At 61.4% G+C, this 19,951-nt stretch carries 16 protein-coding genes; 9 read left to right on the top strand and 7 right to left on the bottom strand.

Annotation, left to right across the window (positions count from 1 at the left end):
- The first annotated feature begins 22 nt into the window (after positions 1 to 22).
- The 3 genes from DDE76_RS03185 to DDE76_RS03195 are packed head-to-tail and all read left to right on the top strand — an operon-like array spanning position 23 to position 4,767.
- Positions 23 to 1,249, top strand: coding sequence for a urate hydroxylase PuuD (locus DDE76_RS03185; protein ID WP_104893582.1), 1,227 nt, complete (start codon positions 23 to 25; stop codon positions 1,247 to 1,249).
- Positions 1,246 to 2,547, top strand: coding sequence for a guanine deaminase (guaD, locus tag DDE76_RS03190; protein WP_104893583.1), 1,302 nt, complete (start codon positions 1,246 to 1,248; stop codon positions 2,545 to 2,547). The genes DDE76_RS03185 and guaD overlap by 4 nt, the downstream gene beginning before the upstream one ends.
- Before the next feature lie 57 nt (positions 2,548 to 2,604).
- The gene (locus DDE76_RS03195; RefSeq protein ID WP_104894950.1) at positions 2,605 to 4,767 is read left to right on the top strand and encodes a malate synthase G; all 2,163 of its coding nucleotides are present in this window, start codon (positions 2,605 to 2,607) and stop codon (positions 4,765 to 4,767) included.
- A gap of 52 nt (positions 4,768 to 4,819) precedes the next feature.
- Here DDE76_RS03195 and DDE76_RS03200 read toward each other — a convergent pair whose 3' ends face one another.
- From DDE76_RS03200 to ade, 3 genes are all read right to left on the bottom strand, one after another.
- The gene (locus DDE76_RS03200) at positions 4,820 to 6,484 is read right to left on the bottom strand and encodes a tannase/feruloyl esterase family alpha/beta hydrolase (RefSeq protein WP_198650822.1); all 1,665 of its coding nucleotides are present in this window, start codon (positions 6,482 to 6,484) and stop codon (positions 4,820 to 4,822) included.
- A gap of 186 nt (positions 6,485 to 6,670) precedes the next feature.
- Positions 6,671 to 8,299: a CocE/NonD family hydrolase gene (locus DDE76_RS03205; protein WP_104893585.1), complete on the bottom strand. Its 1,629-nt coding sequence runs from the start codon at positions 8,297 to 8,299 to the stop codon at positions 6,671 to 6,673.
- Between the two features lie 4 nt (positions 8,300 to 8,303).
- Entirely contained in the window at positions 8,304 to 10,013 is a 1,710-nt protein-coding gene (ade, locus tag DDE76_RS03210; RefSeq protein WP_104894951.1) for an adenine deaminase, read from the bottom strand.
- A gap of 135 nt (positions 10,014 to 10,148) precedes the next feature.
- Here ade and DDE76_RS03215 point away from each other — a divergent pair, with 135 nt between their 5' ends.
- Together DDE76_RS03215 and DDE76_RS03220 are read left to right on the top strand one after the other, a co-directional pair.
- Positions 10,149 to 10,316 (top strand): hypothetical protein, encoded by a 168-nt coding sequence (locus DDE76_RS03215; protein WP_157290390.1) that lies wholly within the window; start codon positions 10,149 to 10,151, stop codon positions 10,314 to 10,316.
- A 90-nt stretch (positions 10,317 to 10,406) separates the two neighbouring features.
- Positions 10,407 to 10,898, top strand: coding sequence for an MgtC/SapB family protein (locus DDE76_RS03220; protein ID WP_104893587.1), 492 nt, complete (start codon positions 10,407 to 10,409; stop codon positions 10,896 to 10,898).
- Positions 10,899 to 11,186: 288 nt separating this feature from the next.
- Here DDE76_RS03220 and DDE76_RS03225 read toward each other — a convergent pair whose 3' ends face one another.
- On the bottom strand, positions 11,187 to 11,633 hold the full coding sequence (locus DDE76_RS03225) for a response regulator (RefSeq protein WP_157955637.1): 447 nt from the start codon (positions 11,631 to 11,633) through the stop codon (positions 11,187 to 11,189).
- A 288-nt stretch (positions 11,634 to 11,921) separates the two neighbouring features.
- On the opposite strand from DDE76_RS03225, the gene DDE76_RS03230 reads away from it, so the two are divergent.
- Entirely contained in the window at positions 11,922 to 13,691 is a 1,770-nt protein-coding gene (locus tag DDE76_RS03230; protein ID WP_104893589.1) for a tetratricopeptide repeat protein, read from the top strand.
- Here DDE76_RS03230 and murD read toward each other — a convergent pair.
- Together murD and DDE76_RS03240 are read right to left on the bottom strand one after the other, a co-directional pair.
- The gene (gene murD, locus DDE76_RS03235) at positions 13,685 to 15,010 is read right to left on the bottom strand and encodes a UDP-N-acetylmuramoyl-L-alanine--D-glutamate ligase (protein WP_104893590.1); all 1,326 of its coding nucleotides are present in this window, start codon (positions 15,008 to 15,010) and stop codon (positions 13,685 to 13,687) included. The two genes, DDE76_RS03230 and murD, sit on opposite strands and share 7 nt — an antisense overlap.
- On the bottom strand, positions 15,000 to 16,331 hold the full coding sequence (locus DDE76_RS03240) for a MurL-like N-terminal domain-containing (protein ID WP_157955638.1): 1,332 nt from the start codon (positions 16,329 to 16,331) through the stop codon (positions 15,000 to 15,002). Before DDE76_RS03240 ends, murD begins: the two co-directional genes overlap by 11 nt.
- A gap of 711 nt (positions 16,332 to 17,042) precedes the next feature.
- On the opposite strand from DDE76_RS03240, the gene DDE76_RS03245 reads away from it, so the two are divergent.
- The 3 genes from DDE76_RS03245 (at position 17,043) to DDE76_RS03255 (ending at position 19,485) form a co-directional block, all read left to right on the top strand.
- Positions 17,043 to 17,603, top strand: coding sequence for a class I SAM-dependent methyltransferase (locus DDE76_RS03245; RefSeq protein ID WP_104893592.1), 561 nt, complete (start codon positions 17,043 to 17,045; stop codon positions 17,601 to 17,603).
- A 333-nt stretch (positions 17,604 to 17,936) separates the two neighbouring features.
- Positions 17,937 to 18,713 carry a class I SAM-dependent methyltransferase gene (locus DDE76_RS03250; RefSeq protein ID WP_157955639.1) on the top strand — a complete coding sequence of 259 codons (777 nt, stop codon included), beginning with the start codon at positions 17,937 to 17,939 and terminating at the stop codon, positions 18,711 to 18,713.
- A gap of 118 nt (positions 18,714 to 18,831) precedes the next feature.
- Positions 18,832 to 19,485 (top strand): glutathione S-transferase family protein, encoded by a 654-nt coding sequence (locus DDE76_RS03255; protein WP_104893594.1) that lies wholly within the window; start codon positions 18,832 to 18,834, stop codon positions 19,483 to 19,485.
- On the opposite strand, the gene DDE76_RS03260 is transcribed toward DDE76_RS03255, so the two are convergent.
- Positions 19,486 to 19,884, bottom strand: coding sequence for a DUF1801 domain-containing protein (locus DDE76_RS03260; RefSeq protein ID WP_104894952.1), 399 nt, complete (start codon positions 19,882 to 19,884; stop codon positions 19,486 to 19,488).
- Positions 19,885 to 19,951: the final 67 nt, after the last annotated feature.

Genomic DNA, 19,951 nt, shown 5'->3' on the forward strand with positions numbered 1-19,951 from the left:
GATAGGGCATACGGAGACTCTGATGGGCGATCTGGCGATTTTCTACGAATGGGCGATGTTTGCGGCGCGCTGGCTGCATGTCGTGACGGCCATCGCCTGGATCGGATCGTCCTTCTATTTCATCGCGCTTGATCTGGGGCTACGCAAGACCCCGAGCCTGCCGCCACTGGCCCATGGCGAGGAGTGGCAGGTGCATGGCGGGGGCTTCTATCACATCCAGAAATACCTGGTGGCGCCCGAATTTCTGCCCGAGCACCTGACCTGGTTCAAATGGGAAAGCTACGCGACCTGGCTGTCGGGCGCGATGCTGATGGCTCTGCTCTACTATGTGGGCGCCGATCTGTTCCTTGTTGACCGCAACATTCTGGACGTTCCGAGCTGGATGGCGATCCTGCTTTCTGCCAGCTCGATTGTTCTGGGCTGGCTGCTCTATGACACGCTGTGCAAGTCGCCGATCGGGCGGTCGACCACCGGGCTCATGCTGGTGCTGTTCGCTATTCTGGTGGCGATGAGCTGGGGCTATACGCAGCTTTTCACCGGCCGGGCGGCCCTGCTGCATATGGGCGCGTTCACCGCGACCATCATGACGGCCAACGTTGCGATGATCATCATTCCAAATCAGAAAATCGTTGTGGGAGATCTGAAGGCAGGCCGGGTGCCCGACGCCAAATACGGCAAGATCGCCAAGCAGCGCAGCCTGCATAACAACTACCTGACGCTGCCGGTTATCTTCTTCATGCTTTCAAGCCACTACCCGCTGGCTTTTGCCACGCAGTGGAACTGGATCATTGCCTCGCTGATCTTTCTCGTTGGCGTCGTCATCCGGCACTATTTCAACACCCGCCATGCGCGCAAGGGCAATCCACACTGGACCTGGGCCATCGCGGTGGTGCTGATGCTGGTTATTGCCTGGTTGTCGACGTCGCCAAAGCTGCCGGGAGCCGATAGCGAAGTGCTGGTGACCGCGAGCGGCGAAAAGTTCATGGCCACCGAGCATTTCGCGTCCGCCAGCCTGGCGGTGCAGACGCGCTGCGCCATGTGCCATACCCCCGAGCCTGTTTGGGAGGGCATCTATGAGGCGCCCAAGAATGTCATTCTCGACAATGATGTCGCCATTGCCAACAACGCCCATCAGATCGCTATTCAGGCTGGCTGGAGCCATGCCATGCCGCCGGGCAATGCTACCGAGATGACCGAGGCGGAACGCGCCTTGCTGGTCGAATGGTATCGTGAGGGTTCGGGCTCATGACGCGCACCATTTTGCGCGGTCGTGTGCTGAGTTTTGTGCGGGCCCCGCAGGCCCTCGATGATGTCGAGAGCTATCTTTACCTGGAGGACGGTGCCGTCAGCATAGCGGACGGACTGGTCGTGGCCGTCGGGGATTTCTCAGAGGCCGAGACGGCAGGTGCTGTCATCATCGACCATCGCCCCAACCTGATCATGCCAGGCTTCATCGACCTGCATCTGCACTATGTGCAGAGCCAGATGATGGCGTCTTATGCTGGCTCCCTGCTCGAGTGGCTCAACAGCTACACCTTTGTCGAGGAGCAGAAATTTTCCCAGCAAGGCCATGCCGATGCTGTTGCCGTCGATTTTTACGATGCCCTGATCCGCCATGGTACGACGACTGCGGTGGCTTATTGTTCCAGCCACCCACGCTCTGTGGACGCGTTTTTCGCCGAAGCCCAGCGCCGCAATATGCTGATGGTGGGCGGCAAGGTGATGATGGATCGCAATGCGCCAGAGGGACTGTGTGATACGGCCCAGTCCGGTTATGACGACACCAAGGCATTGATCGCGCGCTGGCACGGACGGGGGCGGGCCCTCTACGCCATATCGCCGCGCTTTGCCATCACCTCGACGCCTGAGCAAATGGAGATGGCGCGCGCCCTCGTGCAGGAGCATCCCGAGTGCTACCTGCAAACACACCTCAGCGAAAACGACGCCGAAATCAGCCTTTCAATGGAGCTCTATCCCGGCTCGCCGGACTATACCGGCATTTACGAGGATTACGGGCTGCTCGGACCCAAGACCCTGTTGGGCCATAGCATCCATCTCAACCATCGAGAAACAGCGGTTCTGGCCGAAACGGGGTCGGTTGCGGTTTTCTGCCCGACGTCGAACCTGTTTCTGGGGTCGGGGCTGTTTGATCGCGAACGGCTGGTGACCCACGGCGTGCGCGTCGGCATTGCCACCGATATTGGCGGGGGCACCAGCATGTCCATGCTGCGCACGCTGGACGAGGGCTACAAGGTACTGCAATTGCGCGGTCAGCGGCTCGATCCGCTGGCCTCCTTCTATATGGCGACGCGTGGCAATGCCGAGGCGCTAGGGCTGGCCGATACCATCGGCTCGATTGCGCCGGGCCGGGCGGCAGACCTGATCGTGCTCGATGCCGGGGCAACGCCCACCATGCGGATGCGACACGCCACGATGACTACACTGGCCGAAGAGCTGTTCCTGCTCCAGACCATGGGCGACGATCGATCCATTGCCGAGGTCTATGTGGCTGGCGCAAGGGCGAAGTCCACTTTGGTCGGGTTGTGAAGCAGGGCCGCAATGGCCTACACCTTCATCACAATTGCGATTGGAGAGCCTGCCGCCATGAGTGACTACCTGACCAAATCCGGCCTGTCCGTTCATCCGCTTCTCGTTGACTTCGTCGAGAAAGAAGCGCTGGCGGGGCTGTCGGTAACGGCGGATCAGTTCTGGGAAGGGCTGGCAGGTCTGGTGCGCGAACATGCGCCGACCAATATCAAGCTTCTGGCCAAGCGCGACGATATTCAGGCCAAGATCGATGAGTGGCACCGCAAATACGGGCCGGTGATCAATAATGCGCAGGGCTATGAATTTTTCCTCAGGGAGATCGGCTACCTGGTCGACGAGCCCGCCGACTTTTCCATCCAGACCGAGGGACTGGATCCCGAGATTTCCAGCATTTGCGGGCCGCAGCTCGTGGTCCCGGTGTCCAATGCCCGCTATGCGCTCAACGCCGCCAATGCGCGCTGGGGCAGCCTATATGATGCACTCTATGGCACTGATGCCGTCAGTCGTGACGGTGAACTGGCGCCGGGCGGGGCCTACAACCCAGCGCGGGGTGCGGCCGTGGTGGCTCGGGCGGCGCAATTCCTGGATGAGGCCTTCCCGCTGACCACCGGCAGTCATGCCGATGTCACGTCCTATGTGGTGGCCGAGCAGGGCGGCCTGGCGAATCTTGTGATCGATACCAAGGCCGGTCCGGCGACCCTCAAGGATGGTTCGGCTTTTGTCGGGTATGCTGGTGAGGGCGAAACGGCCGAGATCGTGCTGCGGCACAATGGGCTGCATGCGGTGCTGGTGATCGACAAGACGAGCCCAATCGGCGGCGCCCATCCTGCGGGGCTCAGCGACGTTATCGTCGAATCGGCGCTGACTACCATTCAGGATTGCGAGGACTCTGTTGCGGCGGTTGATGCCGAGGACAAGGTGGGGGTCTACCGCAACTGGCTCGGGTTGATGCTCGGTAATCTTGAGGACACTTTCGAGAAAGGCGGCAAAACAGTCACCCGCAAGCTCAAGGCGGACCGGGTCTATCGGGGTGCCAATGGCAGTGAACTCGTGCTCAAAGGGCGGTCACTGCTGCTGGTGCGCAATGTCGGGCACCTGATGACCACCGATGCGGTACTGCTTGACGGCAAGCCGGTCGGCGAAGGGCTGATGGATGCGGCCGTCACCGCTCTTTGTGCCATGCACGACAAGGGCAATAATTCGCGCAATGGCTCGATCTATGTTGTCAAACCCAAGATGCACGGCCCGGAGGAAGTGGCATTCGCCTGCGCGATCTTTGCTTCGGTTGAGCAGTTCCTTGGCCTGAAGCCCAACACCATCAAGATCGGCATCATGGATGAGGAGCGGCGGACCTCGGCCAATCTCAAGGCCGCGATTTATGAGGCGCGGCAACGCGTGTTCTTCATCAATACCGGGTTCCTCGACCGCACAGGCGATGAAATCCACACTTCGATGGAAGCGGGCCCGGTGCTGCGCAAGGACGAGATCAAGTCCGAGAGGTGGATCAATTCCTATGAGGACCGCAATGTGCTGATCGGCCTGAGTTGCGGGTTCTCGGGCAAAGCGCAGATCGGCAAGGGCATGTGGGCGCGACCGGACGACATGGCCGCGATGATGGATGCCAAGATCGGCCACCCCAATGCGGGCGCTAATACGGCATGGGTACCCTCGCCGACGGCGGCAACGCTGCACGCGCTGCATTATCACCAGGTGGACGTGTTCGAGGCCCAGAAACGCCGGCATAACCAGGCTCTGCCGGGGCTGTCCGACCTGTTCTCGATGCCAGTGCAGGCCCCCTATTCATTGAGCCGCGAGGAAATCACGCGCGAGCTGGAGAACAACGCGCAGGGCATTCTGGGCTATGTGGTGCGCTGGGTGCAGCAGGGGGTTGGCTGTTCCAAAGTTCCGGACATCAACGATGTCGGGTTGATGGAAGACCGGGCGACCTGCCGCATTTCGAGCCAGGCGGTGGCCAATTGGCTGCGCCATGGCCTGGTCAGCCGCGATGAGGTGACCTCGGTGTTCGAACGCATGGCCAGTATCGTGGATGCCCAGAATGCAGGCGACCCGCTCTACCGTCCGATGGCCGAAAATTTCCAGTCGGTCGCCTTCCAGGCAGCTCTGGACCTGGCCTTGCATGGCGCGGATCAACCCAGCGGCTATACCGAACCGCTCTTGCATGCGGCGCGCCGCAAAGTGAAAGCGCGCGACGCGCATTAGGGCTTTGCTTGCGGCCGGTCTAGAGCCCGCCTTCCGGCGGGCTCTTTGCTTCTTATTCGCAGGCGAAGCTTTCGTGGCTGGCTTCGTCGCCACCCTGATAGCGCGCGATGGCGGGGTAAGGGCACAGTTTGCGGGTGACGCCGATCAACTCAGGCACATAGGGATTGTCCGGTGTTGCCGTCGCCACCAGATGGGTTGGCTGCTCACCGTTCTCGACCCATTCGACCAGCTCGGTAAAAGCGTCGAACTTGTCGGCGGCCGGGCTGCCGGTGCCGTGGGTCATGCCCGGTATGGGGTAGAGCAAAGCGAAATCCTCGGCGTTGCCGCCATTATTGGCGTCGAGCTCTTCATACCAGTCGATGGTGTCGAGCGCCGAGAAGACCGGGTCACTGATGCCGTGAAAGACAATCATCTTGCCACCGGCATCTCGGAACCCGGCGAGTTCGGGATTATCCACATCTGTCGGCGTCATGAACTCCATGGGGGACTCGGCAAAGGTCACGTCGGTTGCGTTCACGCTGATGTCGGCGTCGAAATCGAAGTCGAGAAGATATTGCTCCAGCGCGGCCGGCGTGCCTTCGATTTCCACCGGCGGGTTGGAGAAGATCTGCGCTAGGGACGCGGCGCCCATGGTGGCGATCAGGGGCATGCCATCCCAGGGCGGGATGCCACTTTCAAGCTTCCAGAAGCGCCAGTCGCCACTGGCAATGCCGCGGTCCCAGGCCCAATCACTGTAGAGCGGTTCACCTGCCGAATTGGTCGGGCCGGCATGGATACGCTGCAGCGCCTCTACCTGTGCCGGGACGAGACAGGCATTGGCACCTTCGACGTCGCAGGTTAGCGTGGTGACATCGAAAGCGTCCTGGCAGGCAGGGTAGTCGGCAATGATGCCGTCTTCCAGACCATCCAGTCCATCGCAGGCCGCCAGGACCGCATCGGCAACCAGTGTCAGGTCTTCCTGGCTGAATGCGGTGCGGACATCTCCCGTAATGGGTTTGAAGCTCTGCACATCCCAGGCGTGCTGAATGGCGGCCTTGGGCAGGTTGAAGCCGGGATAGGCGGCAAGGATGCCGTCGAAGGCCTCAGGGGAGCGCGTTGCCTGCACCAGGGCGTGGCGCCCGCCATTGGAGCCACCAACGCCATAGCTATAGGCGATGCCTTCGCCATAATAGGCTTCGACCAGCTCGGTCGCGACAGGATTGAGTTTGAGGACTGCGGCATAGCCGTAGTCGCTGCGGGCTTCAGGATCGAAGCCGAAGCGGGCACCCCCGGCAAGTCCGGCCTCCGGATTGGCGCCGCCATCATGGCCGGCGTCGCTGGAAACGACAGCGTAGTTGCGCGCCAGGGCTGTGTCTGCCGGGTCGGACGTGAAAATATTGCCCATTGCAGGTACAACCGAGCCGTCATTGCCGCCATTGAACTGGTGCACGAAGCGTCCATTCCAGTCGTCGGGAAGGCGCAACTCAAAGCTGACCTTGTAGGTCTGCCCGTCAATGCCGATGCGTTCGCCGACATGGCCACGAACCAGGCAGTGGGCAACGGGCGCCCCCTCGCCGACCGGTTCGGCCACCGCGGAGGCAATGACAAGGTCGTCAATGCCGAAATCATGGCTGGTCAGGTCTGCGCAATTCAGCGCTTGGGCATGAGCCGATCCAGCCCAGCCAGTCGCAATCACCACCGTGCCCATAGCCACGGCGCTCTTCCATTGCAGTCGCATCTCATCTCCTCCATTGAGCATCAAGCTGCACGGCAAATTGTTATGTAGAATAACTAAATATGCAATGGGCAATCTGGTCTATCCAGCATGACGAGAGGCGATCGCGGGTCGCCGCGTTATTCTCTTGCGTTTTCAGATTGTTAGTATGACCGGCGGGCCTTAGGGCGATGTTTGCCGGCCGCAAACTCAGTCCAGTTCATAACCGGGTAATGTAATGCTGAGCGAGGATCGGACGACTTCGATGGTATTGTCGACCATGGTGGTCGCCGTGTTGATCGGTTCATCCGACCCAAGATTGCGTGCGAAGCGCGGATGCGCGCCTGAGGCGATGAGCAAGCGTAGGCGGTGGCCTGCTCGGAAACTGTGTGCGGTAGCATGCAGGGGGATGGTCAGGCGCCAGCACCCATTGGATAGCTGCGGCGTATCAGGCGTTACCCGGATGAAGCCGTCACAGATGTTTCTGGAGATGCCGTTCGGGTCCACATCGTTGAGCCGCACGAAGAAGTCGGCATGTGGCACCCGCGCGCGGGCTTCGAGCGTGACTGTGCACTGACCGATAATGGTCAAAGCCCTTGTGAGGACACCGCTGGTATAGGTCAGAACATCTGGGCGGGCCTCAAGGGGTGCGTTGTCAACGGCTCCGGCACCGGTAAAGGCAAAGATTGCGCCGCCCAGATTGGGCGTCGGGTCCGCGGGATCATAGTGATAGCGGTCCATGCCCGTGGCGCGCTGGCTGGATTGACTGAGCTTTCCTTCGCCCGAGACATGCCAGTTGGAGGGGTGGGATTGACCCGGCGGGTAAGCATCGAATTCATGCCACTCGTCCAGCCCCGATATGTGAATGCGTACCGGTCGCTGTCGCAGATCCGAGCTGTCGCCCATCAGCCATGTTCGCATCCAGGTCAGCGTTTCACGCAGATTGTCGCGTTGCAGTTCCTCGGCCACGTGGAACCACGTGCCAATGGTCAAATAGGGTTTGTGGCCGAGGGAAACCAGCTTCTGATAGTCGGCCAGGAGGGGATCAAGCATGAAGTCGTACCACCCCGAGATGAAGTGCACCGGTGGCGTCTTCTCGGTCAGGCGGTGGCGGTGATCCAGTTCGGTCCAGAAAGCGTCGTTGCCGATGGCATGGTCGAACCAATAGCGCCAGAACGCCACCTTGTGGCGGACGGCGACTTTGTCGGCCTCGTTCAATGGCAAGGCGGCGGCGGCCTTATCCGTACGGCGCTCTATGTCGCCCGAAAACATGCGTGCCGCCGTGGCTAGCGGGTTGTTGCGCAGACCTTCGATCACCTGAAGCCAACTCAGCCAGAGACTGAGGTGGAAGGCGCCAGAGGGAAAGACAACAGGACGAAAGTCTGCGGTCGTCACCTTGGTGGCCATGGCAGCGGTGGGGGGCAATGCATCACTGATAGCCCATTGTGCGTAGCCCAGATAGCTGGGACCGGTCAGACCGATGCGACCATCGAACCAGTCTTGCTGCTTGATCCAGTTGAGCGTCGCCAGTCCGTCCGCGCGCTCATTGGCGAAAGGGTCGAAGTCGCCGCCCGATTTTTCCGTGCCACGGCAGGCCTGGATGACCACGTGAAAGCCGCGTTCGGCATAGGCTTCGGCAATGCCGCCAAAACCGCGCCGGCCATAAGGCAGCCGCATCAGGATTGTCGGGTGCAGCCCCGGGGTGTCGGGGGCATAGTGGTCGGTCTTGAGGATCACGCCATCATCCATGACGAGGGGAAGACCGCGCCGCTTGCGCACGCCATTGAGCCGTGGCGGCAGGTCTTCTACCCAGGCCAGGTAGAGGGATGAAAGGCTCACCGCATCAACTCACAAAGTCGAACTTGTCGACGTCGAAAAGCCCCCGATCGGTCATTTTGAGATGCGGGATCACCGGGAGGGCGAGAAAGGCAACTTGCAGGAAGGGCTCGGGTAGCACGCAGTCGAGCGCCTTGGCGGCGTTGCGCAGGAGATGCAAATCTTCGGCAACGTCCTCGAAGCTCTTGAGACTCATCAAGCCTGCGATGGGCAGCGCCAATTCCGCCGTCACCTTGCCGCCATCCGAGACAACGAAGCCGCCCCCCAGCTCGATCAGCCGGTTGACCGCAATGGCCATGTCCGCATCGGTGGCGCCGACCACAGTGATATTGTGGCTGTCATGCCCGACCGAAGAGGCAATGGCGCCGCGCTTGAGACCAAAGCCGGTAACGAAGGCGCGGCCGATATTGCCGTTCTTGCCGTGGCGCTCGATGACGGCAACCTTGATCACATCGGCATCGAGATCGGGCTGCAGTCCTTGATCGGTCGAGGCGAGGCTGGCCTCCTCCCGGAAGGTCAGAATGAGACCTGGGCGAACGCCAATGACCGGTACGCGGTTCTGGCCCGCCCGGGGTTCGGTGATGAAGGCGTCTGGCGTGACCGGCTTTGCCTTGACGGAGTGGAGCCCGACCGGCGCGACATCCCCCCGCGTTTCGAATAATTCGGGCGTCACCAGGCGGCCGGCCGCGATGACGTTGGAGACGCGACAGTCTTCAAGGCTGTCGAGAATGGCAATGTCGGCACGCCAACCCGGCGCCACCAGGCCGCGATCCTTCAGGCCAAAAATGCGGGCGGCAGAATGGCTGGCGGCGCGGTAAACATGGTGCAGCGGGCGTCCCATGGCGATGAGGCGACGGATCGAGCTGTCCAGATGGCCCTCTTCGGCAATATCGAGCGGATTGCGGTCATCTGTGCACAGGGCCACGAAGCTTGAGCTGTTTTCGTCGAGGATTTCGGCCAGCGCATTGAGGTCCTTCGACACTGACCCCTCGCGGATAAGAATGGCCATGCCCTTGGCAAGCTTTTCTCGTGCTTCAGCGGCGCTGGTGGCCTCGTGGTCAGTGCGAATGCCTGCGGCGAGATAGCCATTGAGCGCCTCGCCCAGCACCAGGGGTGCGTGGCCGTCAATATGGCCGTCCTGAAAGGCGACAAGCTTGGCGATGATGCTCGGATTGGCGTTAAGCACGCCGGGGAAATTCATCATCTCGGCCAGGCCCAAGACCTTGGGGTGATTGCGGAAGGGCAGGAGGTCGTCGGCTTCGAGCTGTGCGCCCGCCGTTTCGAACGGGGTTGCCGGCACGCAGGACGAGAGATTGACGCGGACATCCATGATGGTGCGCTCGGCGCTGTCGAGAAAATAGCGAATGCCCTCGGCGCCCAACACATTGGCGATTTCATGCGGGTCGCACAGCACCGTGGTCACGCCATGGGGCAGCACGCAGCGGTCGAATTCCAGCGGCGTCACGAGCGAGGATTCGATGTGCAGATGGGTGTCGATGAAGCCGGGCACGGCAAACCGTCCGGTGCCGTCGATTACTTGCTCGCCCTCGTAGGAGGCATGGGTGCCTACGATGCGGTCGGCGACGATCGCAATATCGGTTGTGGTTACCGCGCCGGTGATGACGTCGAGCAGGCCGATATTGCGGATGACCAGGTCCGCCGGCGCCTTGCCCTGTCCGGCCATGATCATATGGGTGAGCAGGGCGGGGCTGGTCATGGTCTTGTTCTCATTGTTGTTCATGCTGAAAAGTCGACCTCACGGCAGGCGCCGTCAAGTCCCTGTGAGGAGCGAGTAAGGAACCGCATTGGCCGGCGTTCGTTGGTCCAGATCGAACAAGCACAGGAGCGTCACATGGAAACCTATGATCCGGACAAGAACACCACCGAAGTGCGTCAGGCCAACCCCCGCAAGATGAACCTGCGCGTGCTGGTCGTCTCGCTGATCGGTATCGTTGTGCTATTCGCCATTGTCTACTTGGTACTGGGCATGATGCAGCCGGCGCCGACCCCGGCCAGCTAGAACGGCGTCATAGCTTCCACGCTTTTGTCTGGGAACCGCCGCACACTCAAGGTGTTGTGACACAAGCGTCACAAATCCGGACGGGGTCTCATGGATATCGGCACTTCAATTGGTTGGGTGGACAGCCATCTTCCTGCTCATATCATCGCGATCCGCTTGGTCATTGCAGCCATTCTCGGGGCGCTCATCGGTTTTGAGCGGGAGATCAATACGGCCGAGGCAGGTTTGCGAACGCATATCCTGGTTTCGGTCGCGGCGGCGCTTTTCACCATTCTGGCCTTCGAGATATTCCACACCATACAGGGCGCCAGCCAGACTAATCCCGATCCGATCCGTGCCGTGGAAGCGGTGACGGCCGGCATCGCTTTCCTCGGGGCAGGCGCGATTTTTCGCAGTGGCGCCGGAGTCCAGGGGCTCACGACCGGGGCCGGCATGTGGTTGGCCGGGGCAGTAGGGGTTGCAACCTCGCTTGGGTACTACCTGATCGCTGCTGGGGTGGCGTTGTTGGCTGTCATCGTCATGGCCGCACTGCGCGCCTTCGCGCATCATATCGTGCGGGGCAACGAACCCAAGCCGGATTGAGACTGAAGAGGGCCGCGGGGAGAAGCAACAGGCGAGCCGTCTGGCGCTGAGGGACATGCGCCTCGGGCTATTTGCTTCTCCCCCCGTACGGATGTGACCGGGAGGTGCCACATCCGCGCCCATGCGTCGGGTCCACAAAAGGCAGGGACCGCGCGTGAGGGTTAGCGGTGGTGCAGACCGCCAACCTTTGAGGTCGGCGGAGAGGATACTTGGGAATGCATGCCGGTCCAGGGACCCGCGCGCAGCATCACTCTCCGCCTATAGGCATGTAACCTGTGGACGCAGGAGTCACATGCCAACCGCATCCAGGCGCTGATTGCGCGCCCAGAAACTGACTATGGCGGCCGCCTCGCGCCGATAGGCTTCGAGTTCGGCTTGCCGAAAAAACACTGCCGCGGCGCCTGCTTCCTGCAGGGCCTGACGGCCGACCCGGTCGGTGGTCTGCATCATAACGGCAAGGGGAATACCCTTTTGCCGCAGCAGAGCCTGATGGCGGGTCACAAACTCCAGATTTGCCCCGCTATGAGCCTTAAGATCCACGATCACCAGGCCTGGCCATTCGCGATCGACGTCGGACAGGCACTCGATTAGGAACGTCTCCCCTGCCTCGGCCGAGCCGACATGCCGGACCTGCGGCGCCCCATGTGCCACGAGCATACGGGTCAGCAGATGCGCAGAATGTCCGTCATCATCAATCAACGCGATGAAAGGCATATCGTCGGATACAACGTTCAAAAGTCACCTCTTCCCCGCCGCAAAGTGGGTGTTACGCAACAAAGCGCCAACGCTGTCCGAGGGCCGCCAAGGAACTTCGGGCAGGTGGTTTATTCGATTTGTAGAACTGGTCTGGCGGGGCCTGACCGCCTGGTAAACATGTCGAGATAGTGACGTCGACGGAGGGGCGTATGCTTGATGTCGGCCATCTCAGGGAGGCAAAATCGGGTAAAACAGGGGTAAGCCGCCCTTGTGTTTTACATGTAAAGCGCGTCAAAATAACCGAGGTGGCACGGGAGGTTTTGTGCGTTGGCGGAGAATCCGGACCGGCAGGGGGTAAATCGGGCGCTGGCCCGCTTGCTTAACTGGCCCGAGATCGCGCGTTCGCCACAACTGGTCCGATTCCTGTCATATATCGTTGAACGGCAATTGGCCGGCGAGGGGCAAGCGATCAAGGCTTATGCCATAGCCGTTGACGTTTTTGGCCGCCCATCCGACTTCGACCCGCAGGCAGACCCGATTGTTCGGGTGCAGGCGAGACGTCTGCGATCCCTGCTCGACCAGTACTATCGCGGCCCTGGAGCCGATGACGAGATTCAGATCCAGTTGCCGATTGGTCGCTACGTCCCGGAATTTGTCACGGCAGAGAGGACAGTCTCGTTCGAGGCGGCGACTGAGGGCTCCGATGCGAGCTCGACAGCGCCGGCGAGAGAAGAAGATCCTACCCAAGCAGCCAAAGCGCCGGCACCGCGCGGGCATGTCACAGTATCATGGTTTGTTCTCCTTATGCTGGCCGTTGGCGCAGCGGCGCTGGCCTATTCCCTCTCCACGGTCGACACGCGGCGCGAGCAGACGGTTGTGGTCAGCGGCACCCTGCAGCCGCCGCGCCTACGGGTCATGGAATTTCAGAACCTGACCGGGGACAGCAGCATTACCCCGACCATTTCAGCTCTCGCCATTGAGTTGGTGACCGATTTCGAGCCCTTGCTGATCGTGGATGTTTCTCTGGGCAGCCGGTCTGGTGGCGGGGGTACGGAGGATTTCTCGCTGACTGGAATTGTGCGTGACGATCCCCTCTCGCCGCAGAACTATCAAGTCGGGGCGATACTGACCGAGCTGGCAACAAACTCGATTGTCTGGAACTGGTCGATTTCGGTTCCGCACGATCAATTGACGCGCAGGGGTGGTGTTGATGCGATCTCGCAGGAGTTGATCCTGCTGCTGGGTGGAACGCGTGGACCGCTGCATGATCGGGCCAGGGAATTGCTGAGCCAGGGCAGTATTGCGGGGCGGGAGAATTTCTATCTGTGCGGTGTGCTGTTCAGCATGTACCGCACATCGGGATCGGTTGGGCTGGCCGAACGGGTTCGCTCCTGTATTGCGGGGTTGCCGGAGAGTGAGCGCAACAATGGCAATGTGATCGCCGGGTTGGCCAGTCTGATTGCCGAGGGCGTGGGCGAAGGTGACAACGCCCTGCTGACGCTGGATGAGCGGCTGGCCGAAGCCGATGAACTTATGGACCGGGCGGTGCTTTCCGATCCGACCAGCAGCTTTGTCTGGGAGCAGCGGGCGCGGCTCGATGAGATGCTCGGCCTGCATGATATTGCGGAAGCGGCCTATGGCACTGCGCTGCAGATCAACCCGTCCAATATGGATGCCATGGCGGCCCATGCGCGGCATCTGGCGCTGATCGGGCGTCTGGATGCGGCGATTCCGGCAGCGAGACGGGCGATGGAATCGGTGCCGCAGACCCAGATCCCGGATTGGTACTTCTGCGTGCCATCAATGGCCGCGCTGTACGAGGCCGAGTATCGCCGGGCGTTGTCCTATGCCGAGCGGTGCGCGCGCAGCGATGTGGAGCTGGGGAGCGTTCTCGCATTGCTGGCGGCGCAGGGGACAGATGATGCGGGCCTGGTCGACCAGAAACTGCCGCGGGTTCTGGAAGTGCCGTCATTCCGCCAGGCCGGGATCCTGTCGCGGATGCGGGAGCGGGCCACCGATCTTGCGCTGATCGAGCGGATCGCGACGGGCCTGCGGCAGGCCGGAGTGCCGGAAAGCTCGCTAAATTCCCCCTATTGAGGCGGGCGCCAGCCGCCAGATGAGCCGGCATGGCCCAGCCGGGCGCGGCAGAGTTCGACGAAATGGGCGCCGCGTTCCTCGAAATTCCTGAACTGATTGTAGGAGGGCGCGCCGGGCGAGAGGATCAGCGTGTCAAAACGAAGCTTTTGGACGGCGAGAGCGCTGATCGCGTGATCGAGGTCCGGCGCCTCGATGACCAGAATGTCGGGGCTGACGGAGCGGGTGGCCTTGGCCAGGCGCGAGCCAGTCACCGGCAGGGTGACAAGCGTGGTGACACCGCGTGAGGCCAACAGGCCGGCCAGTTCGGTATAGTCCTGTTCCCGCTCGTGCCCGCCAGCAATCAGGGCAATGCGGTGGCCGGGATAGGCGGCGAGAGCGGCCTTGGTCGCCTCAGGCGTGGTGGAGATGGAGTCGTTGACGACGACATGATCGCCAATGCGATGCTCCTCGAGGCGATGGGGCAGGGGGCGAAAGGCCGCGATGCCCTGCATGATGCCATCGAGCGAGCCGCCAACGCCCAGGGTAATCTGGGCGGCGAGCAGGGCATTGTCGAGATTGTGCGCGCCGCGCAGGCGCGACCGGGCCACGGCGTTTTCGACGGCGATACTGACCTCGGCGGTGAGGTCGGGCAGGAGGCGGCGGTGATCGCGCACGGCGCGCGCCACAAGGGCATTGCCCTTGGCTGCGGTGCCCAGCGCCACGGCGAAGCCGCCATCGCGGTCGATCAGATGGAGCTTGTCGGCGTAATAGCGCTCCACCGAGCCGTGCCAATCGACATGTTCGGGATAAAGATTGGTCAGCGCCGCCACGTCGGGCATAAAATTCATGTCGGCGGTCTGGTAGCTCGAGAGTTCAAAGACCACGACGGCGTGGCGGTCGGCGATTTCGAGCGGGGCCAGGCCCACATTGCCCGCCAGGCCCGCATCGATGCCCGAGCGGGTGAGCATGAGATGGGTCAGCGTGGCGGTGGTCGACTTGCCCTTGGTGCCGGTAATGGCAATGACCGTGCGGTCATGCCGGAAACTGGCGCCCCAGAGATTGAGGTTGGAGGTGACCGGAATGGCCGCATTGCGCGCCGCCTCGAAGATGGGCTTGTAGCGCGACACGCCCGGGCTCTTGATGATGAGGCCAAAGCGGCGCGCGGCGATGGCGGCGGGCAAGTCGGCGGCGGCTATCAGCTCGGTATCGGGGATATCGGCGGTGCCGCTATCGACCGTGACATAGACCTTGAGTTGGGGTTGCCGTGCCTTGAGAAAAGCCCGCGAGGACAGCGCCTCGCGCCCGGCTCCATAGAGCAGGACGGGTTCGTCAAACCGCATAGGCGGCCACCTTGGCGGCGAGCGCCGGGGGAATGTGGTGGTCGTGGCTATCGGTCAGGCATTCGGCCATGGCCCTCTGCAGCTTTTCCTCGCCATATTGGGCAAACAGATCCGCCTTGATGGCGCGCACAATGGCGTCCTCATGCCAGTCGGCATGGCGGGTGAGGGTGTAGAAGCAGGCGGCGGCCTCAAGAATTTCACCGACGCATTCCCAGGGCTTCTGGCCGGTGAGGCCGGCCAGTTCGCGGAAGGATTGCTCATGGGCCGGATCGTCGAGCAGGTTGCGGCCGAAGATCCGCAGCATCCGGTCCTTGGCCATGAAGGGGGCGAAAATCAGGAACACGAAATGGCATTTAGGGCATTCGCCGCACCAGAGCGGGCCGTCATTGCCATTGAGCCGGAAATTGCGATTGCAGCTCGAAAAGACGGCATCGAACTTATGCTCCTTGGTGAAGAGCGAGGCGATGCGCGCTTCCGAATAGGGGCGCAGCAGCGAGAAATATTTCAACGCGCCCCCTGTGGCATTGGCCAGAGTATCGGCGATCAGCAGTTCGAAACCGAGCGACTTGGAATATTGGTGATTGGTCTCGCGCCCGTCGAACATGACATTGCCCTCGCTGGCGGAGCGCTCATTGGAAAGCACGATCTGGTCGTAGCCAAACAGCAGGGCGCAGAGGGATGCGATCATCGAATTGATGGCGGTGGAGGGCACGTGGCCATTGTAATAGCCGGTCTCCTGCCCGAGGCGGATCATTTCGGGGTCGAGGGTCCGGGTGACATAAAGCGGCGGCGTGCCGATGGCGTCGACCGAGGTGAGGATCGGCCCCTTGGGATTGACCGCAAAGGGCGTGAAGGCCTCATCGGTATGGGTCAGCAGATCAACGCTGACCAGGGAATCCTTGCCCCCGCCAATAGGCAGCAGGGTTCGGCTGGGCAGGTCCGGGGCGGGCTTGCGCTCTGTTGGGTCATGCGGGGCGGTCAGCTCGAGCTTACCGAAGCGGGCGAGTTCATTGCGGGCGTAGAATTCGCCCAGGCCATTTTCATAGACATCGATGACGAAGGCGCGCTCGGCGGCGGTCAGCGCAATATCGGGTGCCTGGATGGCGAAGGGCGCGCGCAGCTTGAAATAGGACACACCGAGTACGATCGCGGTGAGGCCGAGCAGCTTTTCGAAGGCGGGCGAGGCAGCCGCGCTCTCGCTGGCACCTGCGGGCAGGACCAGCTTTTCGGTGAAGGCAAGATCGTTCAGCCTATAGGCAAGAACGGCCTCGCCACTGGCCGGGTCGAAGGTGGGGCGCTCTATGCGGAAAAATTCAGTCACGGGCAACTCGCTGGCTTTGATCCGACATATAGGTGATTTGCGCGCGTGGTGGGAGTGTGGCGGTGAGGATGAAATGCTGCCGCCATCCGGGCCTTGTTCGCTCGCATCACCATTGGTGCGATGTGCGCGGCAGGCATGGCTCGAAGCCGGTTGGCCGCAGGGCCTCCGGTTGTGCAATGGACGTGTCCCGAGGCACGTGCGTCTCGGTAAAACTAAGTAATAGAGACGTCGCCGCCTCGGGACGCTGGGTTTCTCCTGCTGTCGTGGCCCCTATTGATCGCTCGTCGCAAGGTGGCCCAACGAGCAGGCAGGCCCTGGAGCGACCCAGCACCCAACCAGCTCCTCCCGCAAAGTTCGCTGCAGTCCGTCCGCGCGGGAGTGATGACAGGGATTATGCGGGAGGTTTTGGGTGCGGGGAGAAGATTGTGGATGGCTTGTCGTCTCAAGGCGCTCAGAGCCCGGAACCCCCAGCCTGCTCGATTCAACGGACTTAGCTGACGCTAAGTCCTATCTCGCTTCCCTCCCCTCAAGGGGGAGGGTGAAGAAGGGCCGATCTGCCGGTGTTCAATGCCTCCCTCCCCCTTGTGGGGAAGGATCAAGGGTGAGGGTGGCAGGTGCCGACCCCGTTGCGGTCGTTTCAAGGCCGATTGCTTAATCCTAATAGCTGCTGCTATTTCTGCGAGCCCAGTCTTAACGCGTAGCGGAGGGTCGATGTCTGAACTACGAGTAATCATCGGAGCTGGAGATCAAGCGTGGGATGGATGGATCGCCACGCATCGCGATCAGCTAGACCTACTACGCCGCTCCACTTGGGAACGTTGGTTTGGCCTCAATCGAGCAGACGCGCTTCTGTGCGAGCACGTATTTGAACATCTTTCGGAGCAAGAGGCGCGCGATGCAGCCAGTATTTGTTTCGACTTCATCAAGCCCGGCGGCTTTTTGCGCGTAGCCGTTCCTGACGGATATTTCCCGGATGAGGGCTATCAGATGACAGTCAAAATTGGTGGACCGGGTCCCAGCGACCACCCCGCTGCCGGTCACAAAATAGTCTTCAACTACCGGACGCTATCCGACGTATTGCTCTCGGCAGGGTTCTCTGTCGATCTGCTGGAATTTTGCGACGAGTCTGGGCGGTTTCACTACAATCAATGGGATAGGTCGACCGGCCCAATATACCGATCGCTGTTGAGCGATCATCGCAACTCTCCGGACAAAATTGGCTTTGTTTCGTTGATAGTAGATGCTGTGAAGCCTGTACATCTGGCGGAATAAGCTGCTCAACTCGCTGAAAGCCGACAATCCAATTTCCACCCCCAAGTCGCCTGACGGGGTGAGCGTCCGGGGCGAACAAGTGTCGGTTGTTTGACAATGGCATCCCGGTGCTGGCTGAAAGCCATCACTGTCTCGGTCTGTTGAGCCAGAAGTTCGAGCCGTCACTGGATATTGAGGCTCGGAAAGGCCTATTGTGGTCTTCATGCCTGCTGCGGATGTGAAGGTCGTCCAGCCTCGGCGTGTGCGGGCCTTCAAGCCAGCTTTGCGCGCCTATTTGGCCCCAATCAAGCATCCTTAGTGAACGCTGATATGCCTGACCTGGAGGAGGAAGAAATGGCTGAAGCGATGCGGTTTCAAGACGGTGAGAGCTACGAATCCATGATGGGAGTCTGGAGCGCGCTGGTGGGCGCTCCGTTCCTCGATTGGCTCAACATATCGACAGGCGCCAAATGGGCGGATGTTGGCTGCGGGAATGGCGCCTCGACTGAACTAATTGTCGGCAAGGCAAAGCCAGCTTTGGTCGAAGCGATCGATCCCTCTGACGCGCAACTGGCCTATGCCAGGAAGCGGCATCAGGCGGGCCTTGCCAATTACACCTTGGGTTCGGCGTTGGACCTTCCTTATCCTGATGGCGCCTTCGATGTTGCGATCATGGCGCTCGTCCTCTTCTTTGTTCCAGAACCTGCGCGCGGGGTTGCTGAAATGCGGCGCGTCGTTCGCGGTGGTGGCTCCGTTGCGGCTTACGCATGGGACCTCGAGGGTGGCGGCTTTCCCTATGAGGATGTCCATGTCGCCCTGATTGATGCCGGTGTTGGGCCCTTGCTGCCACCACACCCGGAGGTGGCACGGCTGGACGAACTCAAACGCCTGTGGACAGATGCCGGCCTTGTTGATGTGGAAACACGCGAAATCACGGCTAGCCGGGCGTTCCCTTCCTTCGATGCATATTGGCTGACAGCCGCATCATCGCCCGGCATTGGGCAGGTGCTTTCCAAGCTCGGCCCTGAACAGGTCGAACAGATCCGCAAGAGTGCCCAAGGGTCGCGCCGCTCCGGGGAATTGGTGGTGCAGGGCCGCGCCCATGCGGTGCGGGGACGCGTGGCGGGCTGATCGGCCGCTGTCCCTGATAAGCAGGATGTCGAGACTTGCTTTGATCGCTCGTCGCGCTGGGAGCAGCCGTTGCGGCGGGTCGTTCTGCTCTCATGCTGCGTGATCAAAGGAGGCGACGATGAGGCCGATCATGACTGCGTTTGAGAAATCGCCCGATGGCGGGCAGGGGCTGGCGCGGGATATGCGGGTGCGCTGGGCATTCGAGGAGGTGGGGCAGCCCTATGAGGTGCGGCTGGTGTCCTTCAAGGGGCTGAAGGCCGAAGCGCATCGGGAGCGTAATCCCTTCGGGCAGATACCGACCCTGGAAGAGGACGGGCTGGTGCTGTTCGAAACCGGGGCAATCGTCCTGCGTATCGCGGAGCAGCATCCGGGCCTGCTGCCAGCCGACCCCGCAGCGCGGGCGCGGGCGATCATGTGGATGTTTGCGGCGGTGAGCACGATGGAGCCACCCATTATCGAGCGGGAGCAGGCCGGCTACAGCGATCGGGGCAAGTCCTGGTACAGCACCGAGCGGTTTGCCTTTCTCGAAGAGCGGATCGGGGTTCGGCTGGGTGAACTTTCGGCGCGGCTGGGAGAGAATGACTGGCTCGATGGGGATTTCAGCGCCGGGGATTTGATGATGGTGATGGTGCTGCGGCGGGCCGATGCGCGGCTGCTGGAAGAATTCCCGAACCTTCACGCCTATGTCGAACGCGGCAAGGCGCGCCCGGCCTATCAGCGGGCCTTTGCGGCGCAATGGCGGGTCAATGGCGAGGGGCCGGTGCCGGTGTAGTCAGAACAGCGGCTCGAGCCGGCCCTTGCGTTTGACGATGTTCCTGTAGTCCCACTGGATGGTGCGGGCTTCTTCGAGCCAGTTGCCAAGCGCATTGGGATTGATCTGGCCGGGGGCGGTCAAGCGGAGTTCTGCGGCCTTGAAGCTGCCTTCGGGTTCCAGGCCCGGCGTCTCGAAGGACTGGCCGCTCCAGAACAGCAGGCGGACGCATGATTTGAGCTTGGAATAGCCGACAATGGGATTGCCGGCGAGGAACCAGACCGGGTGAGCATGCCAGATTTTGCTTTCGGCGTCCGGCAGGTGCTGGTCGATGATGGTGCGCAGCGCGTCGCAAATGGCGCGGTCGGTTTCGGCCTGGGCGGCGTGATAGGCGAGAATGGTGGGCGTTGCCTGGGTCATGTGGCCAGCCTTCCTTTGCAACAGGATCATAGCGGGACGACGGGCGAAGAGTGAAGCGTTTGACATG

Source organism: Devosia indica (assembly GCF_003056405.1).
GTDB lineage: Bacteria > Pseudomonadota > Alphaproteobacteria > Rhizobiales > Devosiaceae > Devosia > Devosia indica.